Below are 16,341 nucleotides of genomic sequence, written 5' to 3'. Positions count from 1 at the left end.
TTCCTCTTAGCGGCTGGCGACGAGCGATAAAGGCTTGGGCTTGCCCTCTACATCGCAATCGGTGAGCGTGGTCGGATAGTCGCCGGTGAAGCAGGCATCGCAGCGCTGCGGCGCGGCCCCATCGCGCTGGTCGCCGAGCGCACGGTAGAGGCCGTCGATCGAGATGAAGGCGAGGCTGTCGGCATTGATGTAGCGCGCCATCTCCTCGACGTTCATTTGTGACGCGAGCAGCTTCGAGCGTTCGGGCGTGTCGACGCCGTAGAAGCAGCTGAACTTGGTCGGCGGCGAGGCGATGCGCATGTGCACCTCCTTGGCCCCGGCATCGCGCATCATCTGAACGATCTTGAGGGAAGTCGTGCCGCGGACGATGCTGTCATCGACCAGCACCACCCGCTTGCCGTCGATCAGCGCCGAATTGGCGTTGTGCTTCAGCTTGACGCCCAGGTTGCGGACGTCCTGGCTTGGCTGGATGAAGGTCCGTCCGACATAGTGGGAGCGGATGATGCCCAGCTCAAACGGGATATCCGCTTCCTTGCTGAAGCCCAGAGCGGCGGGCACGCCGGAATCCGGCACCGGCACGACGATATCGGCCTCGACCGGGGCTTCGCGGGCAAGTTCCGCGCCGATGTTCTTGCGCACTTCATAGACCGAAGTGCCGTCGACGATGCTGTCGGGGCGCGAGAAATAGACATGTTCGAAGATGCAGGGGCGGGCCTTGGCCGGCGCGAAGGGCCGATAGCTGCGGACGCCCTGGCCATTGACGATGATCAATTCGCCCGGCTCGACATCGCGCAGGTAGGTCGCGCCGATCACGTCGAGCGCGACGGTTTCGGAAGCGAAGATGGTCGCCTCGCCGAGCTTGCCCATGACGAGCGGGCGGATGCCGAGGGGATCGCGGCAGGCAACTAGACCCTCGGGCGTCAGGCAGACCAGCGAATAGGCACCTTCGACCTGTCCCAACGCATCGGTCAGTCGATCGAGCGGGGACGAATAGCTTGAAGTCGCGACCAGGTGGATGATGACTTCGGTATCGCTGGTCGACTGAAAGATCGAGCCGCGGCGGATAAGCGCCGCGCGGAGCGTCATGGCGTTGGAGAGGTTGCCGTTATGAGCGACCGCAAAGCCGCCTTCTGCGAGGTCGGCGAACAGTGGCTGGACGTTCCGCAGCGCGGTCTCGCCCGTGGTCGAATAGCGGACATGGCCGATCGCGACCTTGCCCGACAATTTTCGGATGATGTCGTCGCGGTCGAAGTTGCCGGCGACATGGCCCATGGCGCGGTGGGCGTGATAGTTGGTGCCGTCGAAGCTGACGATACCTGCGGCTTCCTGCCCGCGATGCTGAAGGGCATGGAGGCCGAGCGCGACGAAGCTAGATGCGCTTTCCGCGCCCCAGATTCCGAAAATGCCGCACTCCTCGCGGAGCTTGTCGTCGTCAAATGGGTTGGTCGTCAGCATGAAATGTTGCGAATCCCTGGGGGCGATTGCGGCGCCTATAACCGCATGTCACCGATTTGTCGCCTTTCGCCTTGCGGCAAGCTGAAGCAAGGTAGGGTCATGCGACCCATGATTCCAGTGGCACTGTTACTCGCCGCCTGCTCGCAGCAGGTGAAAGATCCTTCAATTCCTACAGGTAGTTACGCCGGGCAAGGCCGGGATCGGCTGTGCATCGCTGGAGAAGCGGGCAATTATCGCGGCGGGCTGATCGCTTTTGGCGATGGCGAGACCAACTGCAGTGCGAGCGGCCGCCTATTGGCCGAGGGCGGGAAATATGTGCTCGTTCCGCGCGGAGAGGGCGATTGCCGTATCCCGCTGGAGATCAAGGCTAATTTGGTGAGAGTTGGCCAGCCGCCGGCGGCCTGCGCCTATTATTGTGGACCGGGCGCCGAGATGGCCGGGCGGGCATTTAACAAGGCGGACATGGGTTCCCAGGCCGTCGACCTGGCAGGCGATCCGCTCTGTTGACCTTTACGGAAACGTAAATTAAGCGATGGCACATGCTTCAGCACAAGACCCACTATTCGATTGGCGAGCTGTGCGACGAATTCGACGTAACCGCTCGCGCGCTTCGCTTTTACGAGGATGAGGAGCTGATCGCGCCCGAAAGAAGGGGCACGCAGCGGCTCTACACGGATCGCGACCGAGCCCGCCTGGCGTGGATCCTGCGCGGCAAGCGGGTTGGCCTCAGCCTCGCTGATATCAAGGAACTGCTCGACCTTTACGACATCGGCGATGATCGCCGGACGCAGCGCCTGAAGACGATCGAGCGCTGCCAGGCGCAGGTCGATAGCCTCAAGCGCCAGCGGGTCGACATCGATGCGACGATCAAGGAACTCGAGGGCTTCATCGAGCTGGTGAAGGCCCAGACCGCCGAATAAGCCCGATCAGGAGAAGATGATGCCCATTTACAGCGCGCCAGTCCGCGACACCAAATATGTGCTCGATCACATCGTTGGGATTCAAAACTACTCGAACCTGCCGGGCTTCGGCGACGCTACGCCGGACCTGGTCGAGGCCATTTTGACTGAGGGCGGGCGGTTCTGCGAGGAGGTTCTGCAGCCCCTGAACCGGGTAGGCGACGAAGAAGGTTGCACCCGGCATGACGACGGATCGGTGACGACACCGACCGGATTCAAGGATGCGTGGAACCAGTTCGTCGCCGGGGGGTGGACGACCCTCCACGCGCCGCAGGAATATGGTGGACAAGGACTGCCTTCCGTAATCGCCACCGCGGTCGCCGAATATCTGGGTTCCGCCAACCACAGTTTCGAAATGTACAATGGCCTGACCCAGGGCGCAGTCGCCTCCCTGCTGGTAAAGGGTTCGGACGAGCTCAAGCAGAAATATGTGCCCAACATGGTCGCGGGCCGCTGGACCGGGACGATGAATCTGACCGAGCCGCATTGCGGCACCGACCTTGGCCTGTTGAAGACCAAGGCCGACCCCAATCCCGACGGCAGCTATTCGATCACGGGTACGAAGATCTTCATCTCGTCCGGCGAGCATGACCTGGCCGAGAACATCATTCACCTGGTGCTGGCCAAGATCGCCGGCGCTCCGGACAATGTGAAGGGCATTTCGCTGTTCGTTGTGCCCAAGTTCCTTGTCAACGAGGACGGGTCGCTGGGCGAGCGCAACGGGGTCAGCTGTGGCTCGATCGAGCATAAGATGGGTATTCACGGCAATTCGACCTGCGTGCTCAACTATGACGGGGCCAAGGGTTGGCTGGTCGGCGAGCCGGAGAAGGGCCTTGCCGCAATGTTCATCATGATGAATGCGGCGCGGCTGGGGGTTGGGCTGCAGGGCCTGGCGCAGGGCGAGGTCGCCTATCAGAACGCAGTGGCTTATGCGAAGGACCGGCGGCAGGGCCGGGCCCTGAAACCCGAAGATCGCGATCCGAACGCCAAGGCGGATACGCTGTTCGTCCATCCGGATGTCAGGCGCATGCTGCTGGAAGCCAAGGCGTTCAACGAGGCAGCGCGGGCACTGATCCTGTGGGGCGCTCTGCAGGTCGATCTGAGCCGGAAGGCGCAGACTGAGGAGGAGCGGCTTGCCGCCGACGACCTGATTTCGCTGCTGACGCCGGTCATCAAGGGATATCTTACGGATCGCGGGTTTGAGGTTGCGGTCAATGCCCAGCAGGTCTTCGGAGGACACGGCTATATCCGCGAATGGGGGATGGAGCAGTTCGTTCGCGATGCCCGCATCGCCCAGATCTACGAAGGCACGAACGGCGTCCAGGCGATGGACCTGGTCGGTCGCAAACTGGCCAAGGACGGAGGGCGCGGCGTGCGCGCTTTCTTCGAATTGGTCGGCCACGATATCGCCGAAGCCAAGGCCGCGGGCGATCCGGCGGGAATTGCCGAGCCGCTGGAGAAAGCAGTCGGACATTTGCAGGCAGCGACCATGTGGCTGGCCCAAAATGGAATGGCCGACCCCAACAACGCCGGGGCAGGCGCCTATGCCTATATGCAGCTGATGGGCCTCGTCAGCCTTGGCTGGATGTGGCTGAAGATGGCCGGCGTCTCAGGGCGGCTGAAGGGCGAAGGCGCAGAGGATCAAGCTTTCCATGAAGCCAAGATTGCCACGGCACGCTTCTTCGCGGAACGGGAACTGGTGGTGGCCGGAGCGCTTCGCCGCAAGGTCGAAGCTGGGGCGGATAGCCTTATGGCGTTACCGCTGGAGGCTTTCTGATACGTCGGGCCTAGCTGGCGACCTTGCCCTGACCGACGTACCATGGGCGAAGCATCGTGACGTCATTCGACTTTGGCGGCTTCACCGAGAGACGCGCAAGGTCGAAATGCTCGGTGAATTGAACGCCAAACTTGCCGGCCTGCGCCCAGCGAACGGCGCCGACAACGGGCCCGACGCCGACGATGTCGATCGTCAGGCTGTCACCAGGGGTGACCGGCTGATCGCACTCGACGAGAGCGCCCATGGCGGAAATATTGCGCAGTCGGATTTCCGTCGTCCGGCCGTTGATGGCGGCAATGGCCCGGCGCATCAGGCGCTGCCGCGGTTCGCGAATGCACTGGAAGCCGTCGGCTTCGACACGGCTGCTATTGGCCAGTTCGCGTGCTTCCTCAGCTGGCATGGGCTTGCCGAAAATATAACCCTGGACCTGGCTGACGCCGAGTTCTCGAATAAGGAACAGGTCATCGTGCGTTTCCACGCCCTCGGCCGTGGTATCCATGTCGAGGCTGTCGGCAAGGGTGACGATTGCACGGATGATCGCGCCGTTCCGCTTGGTTGTGGAGGCGGCACCGCGAACGAAGCTCTGGTCGATCTTGATCTTGTCGAACGGTGCGTTCTTCAAATAGCCGAGCGAGGAATAGCCGGTGCCAAAATCATCGAGCGCCAGCCGCACGCCGAGCGATTTCAACCGGGCGAAGGTGCCGGCGGTGGCGTCGCTATCGGCAAGGAAGACCCCTTCGGTAATCTCCAGCTCCAACCTTGAGGGCTTGAAGTCGAAGTCGGCCAGCACTGCCGCGATCGTATCGCAGATGTGGGGATCGTTGAATTGTATAGGCGAAAGGTTGACAGCGATTCGAACCTGTTCGGGCCACTGGGCGGCTTCCGCGACAGCCGAGCGAAGGACGAATTCACCAATCTTGCCGATCATCCCGCATTCTTCGGCGAGGCCGATGAACTTGTCCGGCGAAATTGGACCGCGTGCTGGATGATTCCAGCGTACCAGCGCTTCAAAACCGCTGATCTCTTCACTCGCGGCCCGGACAATCGGCTGATAGGCGATCGTCATTTCCTGTCGCTCGAGTGCCTGGCGAAGGTCGTTTTCGAGGACCTGGCGATCAGTCGCCTCGCTATGCATCGATGCTTCGTAGAAGCAGTGTTTGCCGCGGCCAGCCGCCTTGGCAGCGTAGAGCGCAAGGTCGGCGTTTCGGATCATGCTGTCCGCGCAGCTACGCCCCGGATCGCCGATGGCAACGCCCACGGAGGCTCCGATGACTACCCGGTGACCTTCGATCATATAGGGACGTGACACCTGCTCGATGAGGGTGCGGGCCAGGCTTTCCAACAGGCCCGTCTCGACCGTGCCGGGTAGGACCGCCTTGAATTCGTCGCCACCTAGCCGTCCGACTTGTCCATGATCGCCCATGACGAGTTTGAGGCGATCGGCGACTTGTCGCAGCAGCGCGTCGCCAATCGGATGGCCGAGGGTGTCGTTGACGTTCTTAAACCTGTCGAGATCGATCAGGAACAGCGAGCAGCCTTTTCGCCGGTTGGTAGCATTGCGCAGGGCCTCGTCGAGCGTTTGACGCATCAGTGCCCGATTTGGCAGCCCGGTCAGTGAATCGAAGCGGGCGAGTCGGCTGATTTCCTGTTCCGAGCGGCGCTGCTCGGTGAGGTCGGTTCCGATGCCGCGGAAGCCGAGGAAACGGCCGCGGCCGTCAAACAGCGGGTTGCCGGACAGGGACCAGTGAATATCTTCGTCGCTCGCGGCGCGCACGATCACGTCACTGAACGGGAAGCGCGCGGACAGATGGAAGCCGAGCGTGCGTTCCTCGCGCAGGCTGTCGGGCGAACCGCTGTCAACCGACAAGAGGTCGGTGAACTGCCGGCCGAGCAGGTCTTCGGGATTGCATTTGAAATCGTCGGCAAGCTGCTGTGAGACATAGGAAAGAGTGCCTAGGTTGTTTGTTTCCCAGAACCAGCCACGGCCGCTGTTTTCGAATTCGTCGACGAACTGCAAGGCCTTGCGCGCCTGCGCCTCCAGCTGAAGCCGGGCGCGAGCATTGGTCAGCACCGTTCGGGCGCCGGCCACGCTGTAGGCAATGTTGACGAAGGCGAGGAAGGTGATGCCCGCCAGCACTTCCGGCTGACGCGAAACCGCGGTCGCACCGGCCATTGCAACCAAGGCGTTGACGATCGCGACCGGCGGAGAGGAAATGGAAACAATGGTCGCGGCGCTTAGTCCCGCCCCGAAAGCGAGCGCGATAAAACTCTCGCCCGGCGCATGGCTGGAGGTGCTCAGGCTTAGCCCATAGGCCATCCATAGCGCCCCGCTGATGCCGATATAGATGCAAAGGCCCCATGACAGGATCCGTGGCGGGACGCGGGTCCGATCTCGATACCAGATGGCGGCGAACGCAAGACCGTCAAACAATAGAGCGGCCACGACCGGCACGAGCGGATTGTCGCTAAGCGACGCACCGGCCGCGGCAGGATGGAGCAGGAGGCAGGCGAGGCCCCAGACAAGATGGGTCGCCCCAAGCAGGGCAGGCGCAAGGTCGAACATGGCGACGCGCTGCGCCGCCAGATTTTCGTCATCGATCGTTTCAGGCGCCCTGAGATCGAACGTCAGCGCGTCCTTGACCGATGCCCTTTCATTGATCCTGTCGCCGTCAGAAACGGCGAACCTTGCCCTACGCATCGCCCGAATATGCCCCTTCAGGCGTAAGGGATTAACGGCAAAGGATTAACGGACGGTCAAATGGAGGCGGTTTTCGGTCCTTTAACCTTGTTCTTCGGGAAGGAAATCCGGCACTGACAGATAGCGTTCGCCGGTGTCGTAGTTGAAGCCCAAAACCCGCGGATTTTTGCCGAGCTCCGGCAGCTTCTGGGCAATCGCCGATAGGGTTGCTCCGGAGGATATCCCTACCAGCAAGCCCTCTTCCCTTGCGGAGCGGCGCGCCATTTCCTTGGCATCTTCAGGCGCGACCTGGATGACGCCGTCGAGCACTGAGACATCCAGGTTCACCGGGATGAAGCCGGCGCCGATGCCCTGGATCGGGTGTGGAGAGGGCGCCCCGCCCGAAATAACCGGCGACAGCGTCGGTTCGACTGCAAAAACCTTTAGCGAAGGCCAGGCCTGCTTCAGCACCCGCGCGCACCCGGTGATGTGGCCGCCGGTACCGACGCCGGTGATCAGCACATCGATTGGTTGGTCGCGAAAGTCGCTCAATATTTCCTGGGCCGTGGTCCGAACATGGACGTCGACATTGGCGGGATTATCGAACTGTTGTGGCATCCAGGCGCCGGGTGTTTCATCGACGATTTCCTGTGCCCGGGCGATCGCACCCTTCATTCCCTTTTCACGCGGTGTGAGATCGAATTCCGCGCCGAATGCGAGCATCAGCCTGCGCCGCTCGATCGACATGCTGTCAGGCATGACCAGGATCAAGCGATAACCCTTGACTGCGGCGACCATGGCGAGACCGATGCCGGTGTTGCCGCTTGTGGGCTCGACGATCACCCCTCCGGGCTTGAGCTTTCCCGACCGCTCGGCATCGTCGACCATCGACAATGCAATTCGATCCTTGATCGACGCTGCCGGATTGGATCGTTCCGACTTGATCCAGACTTCCGCCTTTCCGTCGAACAGGCGGTTGATGCGGATGTGGGGCGTGTTGCCGATGGTTTCGAGGACGTTGGCGGCCTTCATGCTATCGTCTCCTTTTCAGCTGTAGCACCATCGGGCGGGCCGAAGCCGGTTGCAAGCGGTCAGGCGCCTCCGGATATCACGGTCGCTTCCTCAGGGGGCGGATCTGTCAATGCGAAGCTGCGGGCGCGACGCAGCTCCGGGAACCACAAGGCCCAAAGCAAGGTCACGCAGATTGCGGCCACGCCCCCAGCGACTGTGGCGGCCACGGGTCCGAGCAATGCAGCCGTGAACCCGCTGCGGGTTTCCCCAAGCTCGTTCGACGCGGAAATTGCCAGCGTGGAGGCAGCTGCGACCCGGCCGCGCATTTCGTCGGGCGTGTGCAGCTGAATGAGCGACTGGCGAATATAGACCGAGAACATGTCGGCGCCGCCGAGCAGGGCGAGCATCGCCAGCGACAGGAAATAGGATTTGGAGAGGCCAAATACGGCGGTAGCCGCCCCGAACACCACGACCGCGGTTAGCATCTTGACGCCCACATCGGTGCGAAGCGGTCTCACAGAGAAGAAGATGGCTGTTAGCGTCGCGCCTGCGGCCGGCGCCGCCCGGAGCGGACCAAGGCCGTCCGCGCCGACCTGCAGGATGTCGCGCGCATAGAGCGGAAGCATTGCCGTGACGCCGCCAAGCAGCACAGCGAACAGATCGAGGGTGATTGCGCCGAGAACGAGGCGATTGCGGCGGACATAGGCCAGGCCGTCGACCATTTGCTGCCAGGGGGTACCGGGCTTCAGGGCCGATCGGGGGATCGGCCGTATCGTGAACAAACACAGGGCGGAGAATGCGAACAGGAATGCGCTCAAGGCATAAGGCAGGTGGGGTAAGACGTCGTAAAGTATGCCGCCGAGCGCAGGGCCGAGGATCGCCCCAGCCTGCCAGGCCGTCGAGCTGAGCGCGATGGCGTTGGGCAATATTTCGCGCGGCACCAGATTGGGCGCCATGGCGCCAAGCGCGGGGCCGGCAAAGGCGCGGGCGACGCCGAGCAGCGCGGCCACACCGAACAGGATAGGCAGGCTGATGAACCCGCCCCAAGTCGCGCCGAACAGGATAAGGGCGCAGACAAGTTCGAGGAGGATAACCGCCCGGGCGACATGACGCCGGTCGAGCCGGTCGGCAACCCAGCCGCTTACCGGCGTCAGGACAAACAATGGGACGAACTGGACCAGCCCGATCAGCCCCAGCTGAAATGCGGCTTCGCGAATTTCCATGGTGGAGCGGGCAATATCGTAGACCTGCCAGCCAATCACGATCACCATCGCCATCTGACCGATCGTCGTGGTCAACCGCGCCAACCAGAAGGCTCGAAAATCGGGAATCCGTAGCGGTTCGGGGATCAAGGACATCGGCGCGCGGTAGCGATGGCAAGCGCGCTAGGCAACCGAGCGGCGGGCCGCTAGCAACAGCTTCATGGCCAAGCTCAAAAGTCGATATGTCTGCCAGGCGTGCGGTTCGGAACAGCATCGATGGCAGGGGCAATGCCCCGACTGCGCGGAATGGAACACGCTGGTCCAGGAAGCGAGTGCGCCGACGGTATTTTCGGCCAAGCATGATCTACGCTCCGGCGGGCGGGCGGTTGATCTGGTCGGGCTGGACGCTGTTGTGGCGTTGCCCGACCGGATGCGGACGGGAATTGCGGAGTTCGACCGCGCGATAGGCGGCGGAATCGTGCCCGGATCGGCGATGCTGCTGGGCGGCGATCCGGGCATCGGTAAGTCGACGCTGTTGCTGCAAATAGCTGCGGAGCTCGCTGCTGCAGAGCGCAGGGTGGTCTATGTTTCGGGCGAGGAAGCGGTCGACCAGGTGCGACTTCGCGCGATCCGGCTGGGGCTTGGAGGGGCGCCGGTCCAGCTGGCGGCGGCAACTTCGGTGCGCGACATATTGACGACCGTCACTACCGGCGAGTCACCGGCATTGCTGGTCATCGATTCGATCCAGACCATGCACAGCGACTTGATCGAAGGGGCGCCCGGGACGGTCAGCCAGGTGCGCGCATCGGCCCAGGAGCTGGTGCGCTTCGCCAAGGAGCGGGGCACGGCGGTGGTGCTGGTCGGTCATGTCACCAAGGACGGAACCATCGCGGGTCCGCGAGTGCTCGAGCATATGGTCGACACGGTGCTCGGCTTCGAAGGCGAGCGCAGCCACCAATATCGGATCCTGCGCGCCGCCAAGAACCGCTTTGGCGGGACCGATGAGATCGGCGTATTCGCGATGGAGGGCGGTGGACTGAAGCAGGTCCCCAACCCGTCGGCGCTGTTCCTGACGCAGCGCGGCGAGGCGGTTAGCGGGACCAGCGTATTTCCGGCGCTGGAAGGGACGCGTCCGGTACTGGTCGAGATACAGGCCCTAACGGTCAGGCTGGCAAGCGGGGCGACGCCGCGCCGGGCGGCGGTGGGCTGGGACAGCGGCCGGTTGGCGATGATCCTTGCCGTTCTGGAGGCGCGTTGCGGGATTAGCTTTGCCACTACCGAGGTATATCTCAACATCGCAGGCGGCTATCGGCTGAGCGATCCGGCGGCTGACCTTGCGGTGGCGGCGGCGCTGGTCTCGGCGATGAGCGAGCGGCCGGTGCCGCAGGATGCGGTGGTCATGGGGGAAGTCGCTCTATCGGGCGAAGTCCGGCCCGTAGCTCATGCCGGCTTGCGCCTGAAGGAAGCGGCGAAGCTGGGCTTTGACCGGGCGTGGGTGCCAAAGGGAACCGAAGGCCCCAGCGGCATTGCTCTGACCCGCTTCGACCGGCTTCGCGAGCTGGTCGATCAGATTCTCGGCCGATAGGGGGCTGGCGGAGGGCCGCGCGGGACGCTAGCCGGAACCGATATGACTGCGCTCGATATCTTCGTCATCCTGTTGCTGGGCGGAGCCGCCCTAATCGGTTTCGTCAGGGGCTTTACCCATGAGGTGCTGGCACTGCTCGCCTGGGTGGCGGGAATTGCCGCGCTAAAGCTGTTCCATACGCCGCTCCAGGAGCGGTTGGTCGAGACGGTGGGAACCGAGGCCGGGGCCAGTGCGGTTGCCTTCGCGCTGCTGTTCCTGCCGGCCTATATCGCCGTGAAGCTTTTTGCCCGGGCGATCGGGGGAAGGGCCCGAAAATCGGTACTGGGTCCTGTCGATCGGCTGCTCGGTGGCGGTTTCGGGATGCTCAAGGGGATGATCGGGGCGACCCTGTTCTTCCTGCTCGCCAACCTTGCGACCGACATGATTTATGGCGGCGATGCCGACCGCCCCGAGTGGATGACCAGTTCGCGCACCTATCCGCTATTGAACGCGACCGGCCGCGCGGTGGTCGACTGGGTCGAGACGCGGCGGCACCCGGGAGTAGAGCTGTGATCCGCCTGCATGACACACTGGCGCGGGCAAAGCGCGAGTTCGAGCCGCAGGATCCGAAGCGCATCACCATGTATGTGTGCGGACCAACCGTCTACGGCCGCGCCCATATCGGCAATGCTCGGCCTGCGGTGGTGTTCGACTTGCTGCGACGAGTATTGGAGCATGAGTATCCGGACGCCGAGGTGATCTATGCGCGCAACGTCACCGACGTTGACGACAAGATCATTGCCTCGGCGAGCGACGAAGGCGTCGACACCTCAGTTATCACCGAGAGGTATGAGCGCTTCTACCTAGAGGACATGGGTGCGCTGGGCGTCGTGCCGCCGACCATCGCGCCGCACGCGACCCAGGAAATCGGGCCGATGGTGGCGATGATCGAGGAACTGATCGCCAAGGGCCATGCCTATGAGGCGGAAGGTCATGTGCTGTTCCATGTCCCGAGCGATCCCGACTATGGCGCCCTGTCGCGGCGTGACCGCGAGGCGATGCTGGCGGGGGCACGGGTCGAGGTGGCCCCCTACAAGCGAGATCCGGCCGACTTTGTGATGTGGAAGCCGAGTGGCGATGGAGTGATCGGCTGGGACAGCCCGTGGGGATGCGGGCGGCCGGGCTGGCATATCGAGTGCTCGGCCATGATCCGCTCTCACCTCGGCGAGACCATCGATATCCACGGAGGGGGGCTCGACCTCATCTTTCCTCACCATGAGAATGAGATAGCGCAGAGCCGTTGCGCCCATGATGGCAAGCCGCTGGCGCGATATTGGGTGCACAACGGCTTCGTCGACATGGGCGCGGAGAAGATGTCCAAGTCGCTCGGCAATGTGATCACGGTCGATCAGCTATTGCATGACGGCCATCGCGGCGAAGTGCTGAGGCTAGCGTTGCTGTCAGCGCATTACAGGCAGCCGCTGCCCTGGACCGAAGGCTTGATTGCGCAATCCAAGACGACACTCGACCGGCTCTATCGCGCAGCAGGCGATGCTAGCTCGGGCGAGGTCGATCGTGGCGTGGCCGAAGCGTTGGCCGACGATCTCAACACGCCTTTGGCCTTGTCCAGGCTGGTGGCGATTGAAGATCCGGGTTCGCTCAAGGCATCCGCGCAGCTGCTTGGCTTGCTGTCGATGAGCACGGAGGAATGGTTCCAGGGCAAGGGCGACGCCGGCGATATCGAAGAGCGAATTGCGGCGCGGACCGCCGCAAAGGCGCGGCGCGATTTCGCCGAAGCCGACCGGATCCGTGATGAGCTGAAGGCCGAAGGCGTGCTGTTGGAGGACAGCGCCTCCGGCACCACATGGCGCAGGGAATGAATGCGCCGCCCTATACTCGTGAAATTCTGCGCCTGGCGGCGGCGATTCCCTACCTTGTACCGTTCGAAGAACTGGAAGTAGCGTCCGAGCGACGCTCTCCGACTTGCGGCAGCCGGATGCGGGTCGCGGTTGAGCTCGATTGGGCGGACCGGGTGAAGAGGCTGCGTCAGGCGGTAGAGGCCTGCGCTTATGGACAAGCGTCGGCGGCATTGATGGGCGGCCACGCAATGGGCCGGAGCGCGGAGGAGATTGCGTTGGGACTAGCCGAGCTCGAGGCCTGGCTCGCAGGCAAGGGCGACCTTCCGACCGCATGGCCCGGCCTCGAGGCGCTGGCGCCCGCTCTGTCCCGCAAGGGACGGCACGGAGCGATTCTTCTGCCGTTCCGGGCGCTACTCGCGGCAATCGAGGAGGAGCGATGAGCGCGGAGGTCCAGGCACTGCAAACGACCAGTACGATGCTTGAAGGCGGGGCGATCATGCTCGGCACCGCGCTGGTTTTCGTCATGCTGTTCCGCAAGCTCGGGCTAGGCGCGACCCTGGGCTATATCGTCGGCGGAATATTGATCGGGCCGCAGGTGCTCGGGCTCATCGCCGATCCAGAGCAGATGGCGAGCATATCCGAAATCGGTATCGCGCTGCTGTTGTTCATCGTCGGCCTGGAACTGCAACCCAGTCGATTGTGGCGCCTGCGCAAGGATATATTCGGGCTGGGCCTGGTCCAGGTCGTGCTGTGCGGACTGGCACTCAGCCTGTTCATCCATCTGGCTTTGTCGGTCACGCCGGCCGCCGCCCTGGCGTTGGGCCTGCCACTGGCGCTTTCGTCGACCGCCCAGGTGTTGCCGATGCTGCGATCGGACAATGAGCTAAACACGCCGCAGGGCGAGCGGGCCTTTTCAATCCTTCTGTTCCAGGACCTGTCGATTGTCCCGCTGATCACCATCGTATCGGCAATGTCCCGGGTGCCGCGCGATCCAAGCGACCCGAGCGGCTGGACGCTCGCGCTGTATACATTGGGGGCGATTTTCACGCTGGTGGCAGTCGGACGGCTGGTGCTCAATCCGATGTTTCGGCTGATCGGCCGGCTTGGCGAGCGGGAGTTGTTCGTAGTCGCCGGTCTGTTCACGGTCATCGCCGCGTCGGCGCTGATGCATATGCTCGGCCTGTCGGTTGCCCTCGGCGCATTCATCGCCGGCGTGATGCTGGCCGAATCGCCCTATCGCCACGAGCTGGAAAGCGATGTCGAGCCGTTCCGATCGATCTTGCTCGGCCTGTTCTTCCTGGCGGTCGGAATGCTGCTCGACCTTGCGACAATCGCCGCGAGGCCCCTGCTGGTGGTCGGGATGGCGCTGGCGGTGATCGTCATCAAGGGGCTGATCATTGCCGGATTGGCGCGCACTTTCGGAAATAGCTGGCCGCGGAGCTTCAGGCTTGGGCTGCTTCTCAGCCAGGCGGGCGAATTTGGATTTGTTCTGTTCGCCCAGGCGGCAAGCGCACAGCTGATCCTTCCTGAAGCCGCCTCGTTATTTGGGGCCGTGGTGACGCTGTCGATGGCGACGACGCCATTCCTGATGCGCTTCATCGACTGGCTGGAACGGCGAGAGGAGCGGGGCGGTGAAGGCCTGGAAGGACCGGAATTGTCGCCAGAAACCAGTGTCATCGTGGTCGGTTATGGCCGCTTCGGGCAGACCGCGGCGCAAATGCTGATGGCCAAAGGCGTCGGCGTGACTCTGATCGACAAAGAACCGGAGATGATCGAGACCGCCGGAAGCTTTGGCACGAAGGTCTATTATGGTGACGGGATGCGGCTCGATTTGCTGCGCATCGCGGGCGCAGAGACCGCGAAGGCCATCCTCTTTTGTAACGACAATAAGGACGGAGGCCTGACGCGCGAGGCGGTTGCGCGAGTGCTGGAGGCGTTCCCGCAGGCAGCGGTGATGCTGCGTGCCTATGACCGAGTGCACCTCATGTCATTTGACGGGCTCGACCTGAATTTCGCGCAGCGCGAGTTGTTCGAAAGTGCCGTGACCATGGGCCGGGCGGCGCTGAAGGCGGTCGGAATGGCGCAGGACGAGGTCGAGCGGGTCGACCGGGAGTATCGGCTGCGCGATTGCGAGCGACTTGAACGTCAAAGCGCCACGGGAGACTTGCGAGCAGGGCTTGAACGATCCTTCTCTCCTGACCGGGCGCTCCCGGACGTTGAAGCTTAGGAAGCGCTATCGAGAAATGCCGCAAGGCGCTGTGTGTCGACGGCCTGCTCAAGGAACGCGCGCCCGATCCCGCGGGTGAGAACCAAGGCGCAGCGGCCCGCACTATTCTTCTTGTCGCGGCCAATCCAGCGAGTGAGTTCCATTCCGCGCTTGCTCAGGCCGATGTCTGCGAGGCGTGTTGGCAAGCCGCAGGCGGAGAAGTGGCTGGCGACCCGTTCCGTATCGGTTGCCGGGCAAATTCCAAGCTCTGACGACAAGCGGAAGGCGAGGACGATGCCCAGGGCAACTGCCTCTCCGTGAAGCATGGCACCGATTCCTCGCTCGGCCTCGATTGCATGGCCGAAGCTATGGCCAAGATTGAGCAATGCCCGCCTGCCGCGGCGGTCTTCGAAATCTTCCACAACGATCCGAGCCTTGGCCCGGACAGCGCTGGTAATCGCCTGATGGCGAAGATCCCGATGTCCGGCGAGGACGCCCCGGCCGTTTGCCTCGCACCATGCGAAGAAGGCGGGATCGTCGATCAGGCCATATTTGACGACTTCGGCATAGCCTGAGCGAAGTTGCGTGGGATCCAATGTATCGAGGAAAGCGGGGTCAGCAACGACCAGCGCAGGCTGGTGAAACGTGCCGATGAGATTCTTTTCGCCAAATGCGTCAATCGCGGTCTTGCCACCGATCGCGCTATCAGCCTGTGCGAGCAGCGTCGTTGGCAGATGGACGATCGGGCAGCCGCGCTTGAACAACGCCGCCGCCAACCCCGCGAGGTCGCCGACGCTTCCGCCACCAAGCGCAACGATTGGCGTGTCGCGGGATGCGTTTCGCTCGGCGAGCCCGGCGAGCAGCTGGTAAAGGTTAGTCCAATCCTTGGCTGATTCTCCCTCCGGCACGAGAATTGGGTCGGCGCCGAGTGCGTCGGCGATGGCCGTTCCATGCAAGGCAAACACCCTCGGTTCGCTGACGAGGATCGGTGCGGTGCCGCGAGCGAGATCTTGAATCCGGTCAATGCTGGCCTCGACAGCACCAATCAACACCTCATAACTGCGTTGGGGAAGGTCGACCCGGATAACGGTCATTCGCCGATATGCTCGCGAATTGCAGCGATAATTGCATCGACAACGTCGCTGTGGGCGCCACTGCTGCTTCGGACGTGAATTTGCGCTTCGGAATAGCTGTGGTGGCGCTCCTCTGCGAGGCGGGCGAGGATCTCGGCCCGATTGCCCTTTTTCAGCAATGGCCGGTTGTCGCGCCGGGCCGTGCGCTCCGCCAACACCTCAATCGGTGCGTCGAGCCAGATGGTTATTGCGCGCTCGTTGAGGAGCTGCCGGGTGCGGGGATCGATGAACGCGCCGCCTCCGGTCGCGATGACCCTAATGTCTCCTTCGACCAGCCGGGCGACCAGCCGTCGCTCGCCGTCGCGAAAGTCATGCTCGCCATAGCGTTCGAACAGATCCGCGGTAGTGGCCCCCGACGCTTCCTCGATTTCGACGTCACTGTCGACGAACGGTAGGCCAAGGCGCTTGGCAAGCCGGCGGCCAACCGTCGATTTTCCCGCGCCCATCAGCCCAACGAGGACAATGGGGCGATCAAGTAGGTCTGTCAGCTTTTGCACG

At 63.0% G+C, this 16,341-nt stretch carries 14 protein-coding genes; 8 read left to right on the top strand and 6 right to left on the bottom strand.

Translation table 11 applies throughout. From position 1 onward, the window contains the following. Window positions 1-6: 6 nt before the first annotated feature. The gene (gene purF, locus LVY65_RS06225; protein WP_235067114.1) at window positions 7-1,455 is read right to left on the bottom strand and encodes an amidophosphoribosyltransferase; all 1,449 of its coding nucleotides are present in this window, start codon (window positions 1,453-1,455) and stop codon (window positions 7-9) included. Window positions 1,456-1,563: 108 nt separating this feature from the next. On the opposite strand from purF, the gene LVY65_RS06220 reads away from it, so the two are divergent. Genes LVY65_RS06220 through LVY65_RS06210 form a run of 3 tightly spaced genes read left to right on the top strand, consistent with a single transcriptional unit; the run spans window position 1,564 to window position 4,191 of the window. Continuing rightward, window positions 1,564-1,962, top strand: a complete 399-nt coding sequence (locus LVY65_RS06220) for a hypothetical protein (protein WP_235067113.1) — start codon at window positions 1,564-1,566, stop codon at window positions 1,960-1,962. Between the two features lie 32 nt (window positions 1,963-1,994). Then, window positions 1,995-2,375 (top strand): MerR family transcriptional regulator, encoded by a 381-nt coding sequence (locus tag LVY65_RS06215; RefSeq protein WP_235067112.1) that lies wholly within the window; start codon window positions 1,995-1,997, stop codon window positions 2,373-2,375. Window positions 2,376-2,394: 19 nt separating this feature from the next. Beyond that, window positions 2,395-4,191, top strand: coding sequence for an acyl-CoA dehydrogenase C-terminal domain-containing protein (locus LVY65_RS06210; protein WP_235067111.1), 1,797 nt, complete (start codon window positions 2,395-2,397; stop codon window positions 4,189-4,191). A 10-nt stretch (window positions 4,192-4,201) separates the two neighbouring features. On the opposite strand, the gene LVY65_RS06205 is transcribed toward LVY65_RS06210, so the two are convergent. From LVY65_RS06205 to LVY65_RS06195, 3 genes are all read right to left on the bottom strand, one after another. Then, entirely contained in the window at window positions 4,202-6,889 is a 2,688-nt protein-coding gene (locus LVY65_RS06205) for a putative bifunctional diguanylate cyclase/phosphodiesterase (RefSeq protein WP_235067110.1), read from the bottom strand. An 81-nt stretch (window positions 6,890-6,970) separates the two neighbouring features. Next, complete coding sequence (gene cysK, locus LVY65_RS06200; protein ID WP_235067109.1) at window positions 6,971-7,900, bottom strand: cysteine synthase A; 930 nt, start codon at window positions 7,898-7,900, stop codon at window positions 6,971-6,973. Window positions 7,901-7,959: 59 nt separating this feature from the next. Beyond that, a complete protein-coding gene (locus tag LVY65_RS06195) occupies window positions 7,960-9,237 on the bottom strand; it encodes an MFS transporter (RefSeq protein WP_235067108.1) in 1,278 nt (425 codons plus the stop codon). Window positions 9,238-9,301: 64 nt separating this feature from the next. Here LVY65_RS06195 and radA point away from each other — a divergent pair, with 64 nt between their 5' ends. From radA to LVY65_RS06170, 5 genes are read left to right on the top strand one after another with little or no spacing between them, the layout of a single operon-like run. Then, window positions 9,302-10,666 carry a DNA repair protein RadA gene (gene radA / locus LVY65_RS06190; RefSeq protein WP_235067107.1) on the top strand — a complete coding sequence of 455 codons (1,365 nt, stop codon included), beginning with the start codon at window positions 9,302-9,304 and terminating at the stop codon, window positions 10,664-10,666. A 42-nt stretch (window positions 10,667-10,708) separates the two neighbouring features. Next, entirely contained in the window at window positions 10,709-11,218 is a 510-nt protein-coding gene (locus LVY65_RS06185; protein ID WP_235067106.1) for a CvpA family protein, read from the top strand. Then, on the top strand, window positions 11,215-12,525 hold the full coding sequence (gene cysS / locus LVY65_RS06180; RefSeq protein WP_235067105.1) for a cysteine--tRNA ligase: 1,311 nt from the start codon (window positions 11,215-11,217) through the stop codon (window positions 12,523-12,525). The genes LVY65_RS06185 and cysS overlap by 4 nt, the downstream gene beginning before the upstream one ends. Next, complete coding sequence (locus LVY65_RS06175) at window positions 12,522-12,944, top strand: iron-sulfur cluster assembly scaffold protein (protein WP_235067104.1); 423 nt, start codon at window positions 12,522-12,524, stop codon at window positions 12,942-12,944. The genes cysS and LVY65_RS06175 overlap by 4 nt, the downstream gene beginning before the upstream one ends. After that, window positions 12,941-14,731 carry a cation:proton antiporter domain-containing protein gene (locus tag LVY65_RS06170; RefSeq protein ID WP_235067103.1) on the top strand — a complete coding sequence of 597 codons (1,791 nt, stop codon included), beginning with the start codon at window positions 12,941-12,943 and terminating at the stop codon, window positions 14,729-14,731. Before LVY65_RS06175 ends, LVY65_RS06170 begins: the two co-directional genes overlap by 4 nt. Here LVY65_RS06170 and aroB read toward each other — a convergent pair. After that, window positions 14,728-15,804, bottom strand: a complete 1,077-nt coding sequence (gene aroB / locus LVY65_RS06165; RefSeq protein WP_235067102.1) for a 3-dehydroquinate synthase — start codon at window positions 15,802-15,804, stop codon at window positions 14,728-14,730. The two genes, LVY65_RS06170 and aroB, sit on opposite strands and share 4 nt — an antisense overlap. Further along, the gene (locus LVY65_RS06160; RefSeq protein ID WP_235067101.1) at window positions 15,801-16,340 is read right to left on the bottom strand and encodes a shikimate kinase; all 540 of its coding nucleotides are present in this window, start codon (window positions 16,338-16,340) and stop codon (window positions 15,801-15,803) included. The genes aroB and LVY65_RS06160 overlap by 4 nt, the downstream gene beginning before the upstream one ends. Between the last annotated feature and the right edge of the window lies 1 nt (window position 16,341).

The sequence above is a fragment of the Sphingomonas cremea genome (genome assembly GCF_021502585.1).
Taxonomy (GTDB): domain Bacteria; phylum Pseudomonadota; class Alphaproteobacteria; order Sphingomonadales; family Sphingomonadaceae; genus Sphingomicrobium; species Sphingomicrobium cremea.
This window is presented reverse-complemented; position numbering and strand designations above follow the sequence as displayed.

Bases quoted from the DNA above. Each gene is read 5' to 3' on its own strand.
- LVY65_RS06220 (WP_235067113.1), top strand. From the start codon at position 1,564: ATGATTCCAGTGGCACTGTTACTCGCCGCCTGCTCGCAGCAGGTGAAA.
- aroB (WP_235067102.1), bottom strand. From the start codon at position 15,804: ATGACCGTTATCCGGGTCGACCTTCCCCAACGCAGTTATGAGGTGTTG.
- LVY65_RS06195 (WP_235067108.1), bottom strand. From the start codon at position 9,237: ATGTCCTTGATCCCCGAACCGCTACGGATTCCCGATTTTCGAGCCTTC.
- LVY65_RS06170 (WP_235067103.1), top strand. From the start codon at position 12,941: ATGAGCGCGGAGGTCCAGGCACTGCAAACGACCAGTACGATGCTTGAA.
- purF (WP_235067114.1), bottom strand. From the start codon at position 1,455: ATGCTGACGACCAACCCATTTGACGACGACAAGCTCCGCGAGGAGTGC.
- LVY65_RS06175 (WP_235067104.1), top strand. From the start codon at position 12,522: ATGAATGCGCCGCCCTATACTCGTGAAATTCTGCGCCTGGCGGCGGCG.
- LVY65_RS06205 (WP_235067110.1), bottom strand. From the start codon at position 6,889: ATGCGTAGGGCAAGGTTCGCCGTTTCTGACGGCGACAGGATCAATGAA.
- cysK (WP_235067109.1), bottom strand. From the start codon at position 7,900: ATGAAGGCCGCCAACGTCCTCGAAACCATCGGCAACACGCCCCACATC.
- radA (WP_235067107.1), top strand. From the start codon at position 9,302: ATGGCCAAGCTCAAAAGTCGATATGTCTGCCAGGCGTGCGGTTCGGAA.
- LVY65_RS06215 (WP_235067112.1), top strand. From the start codon at position 1,995: ATGCTTCAGCACAAGACCCACTATTCGATTGGCGAGCTGTGCGACGAA.
- LVY65_RS06185 (WP_235067106.1), top strand. From the start codon at position 10,709: ATGACTGCGCTCGATATCTTCGTCATCCTGTTGCTGGGCGGAGCCGCC.
- LVY65_RS06210 (WP_235067111.1), top strand. From the start codon at position 2,395: ATGCCCATTTACAGCGCGCCAGTCCGCGACACCAAATATGTGCTCGAT.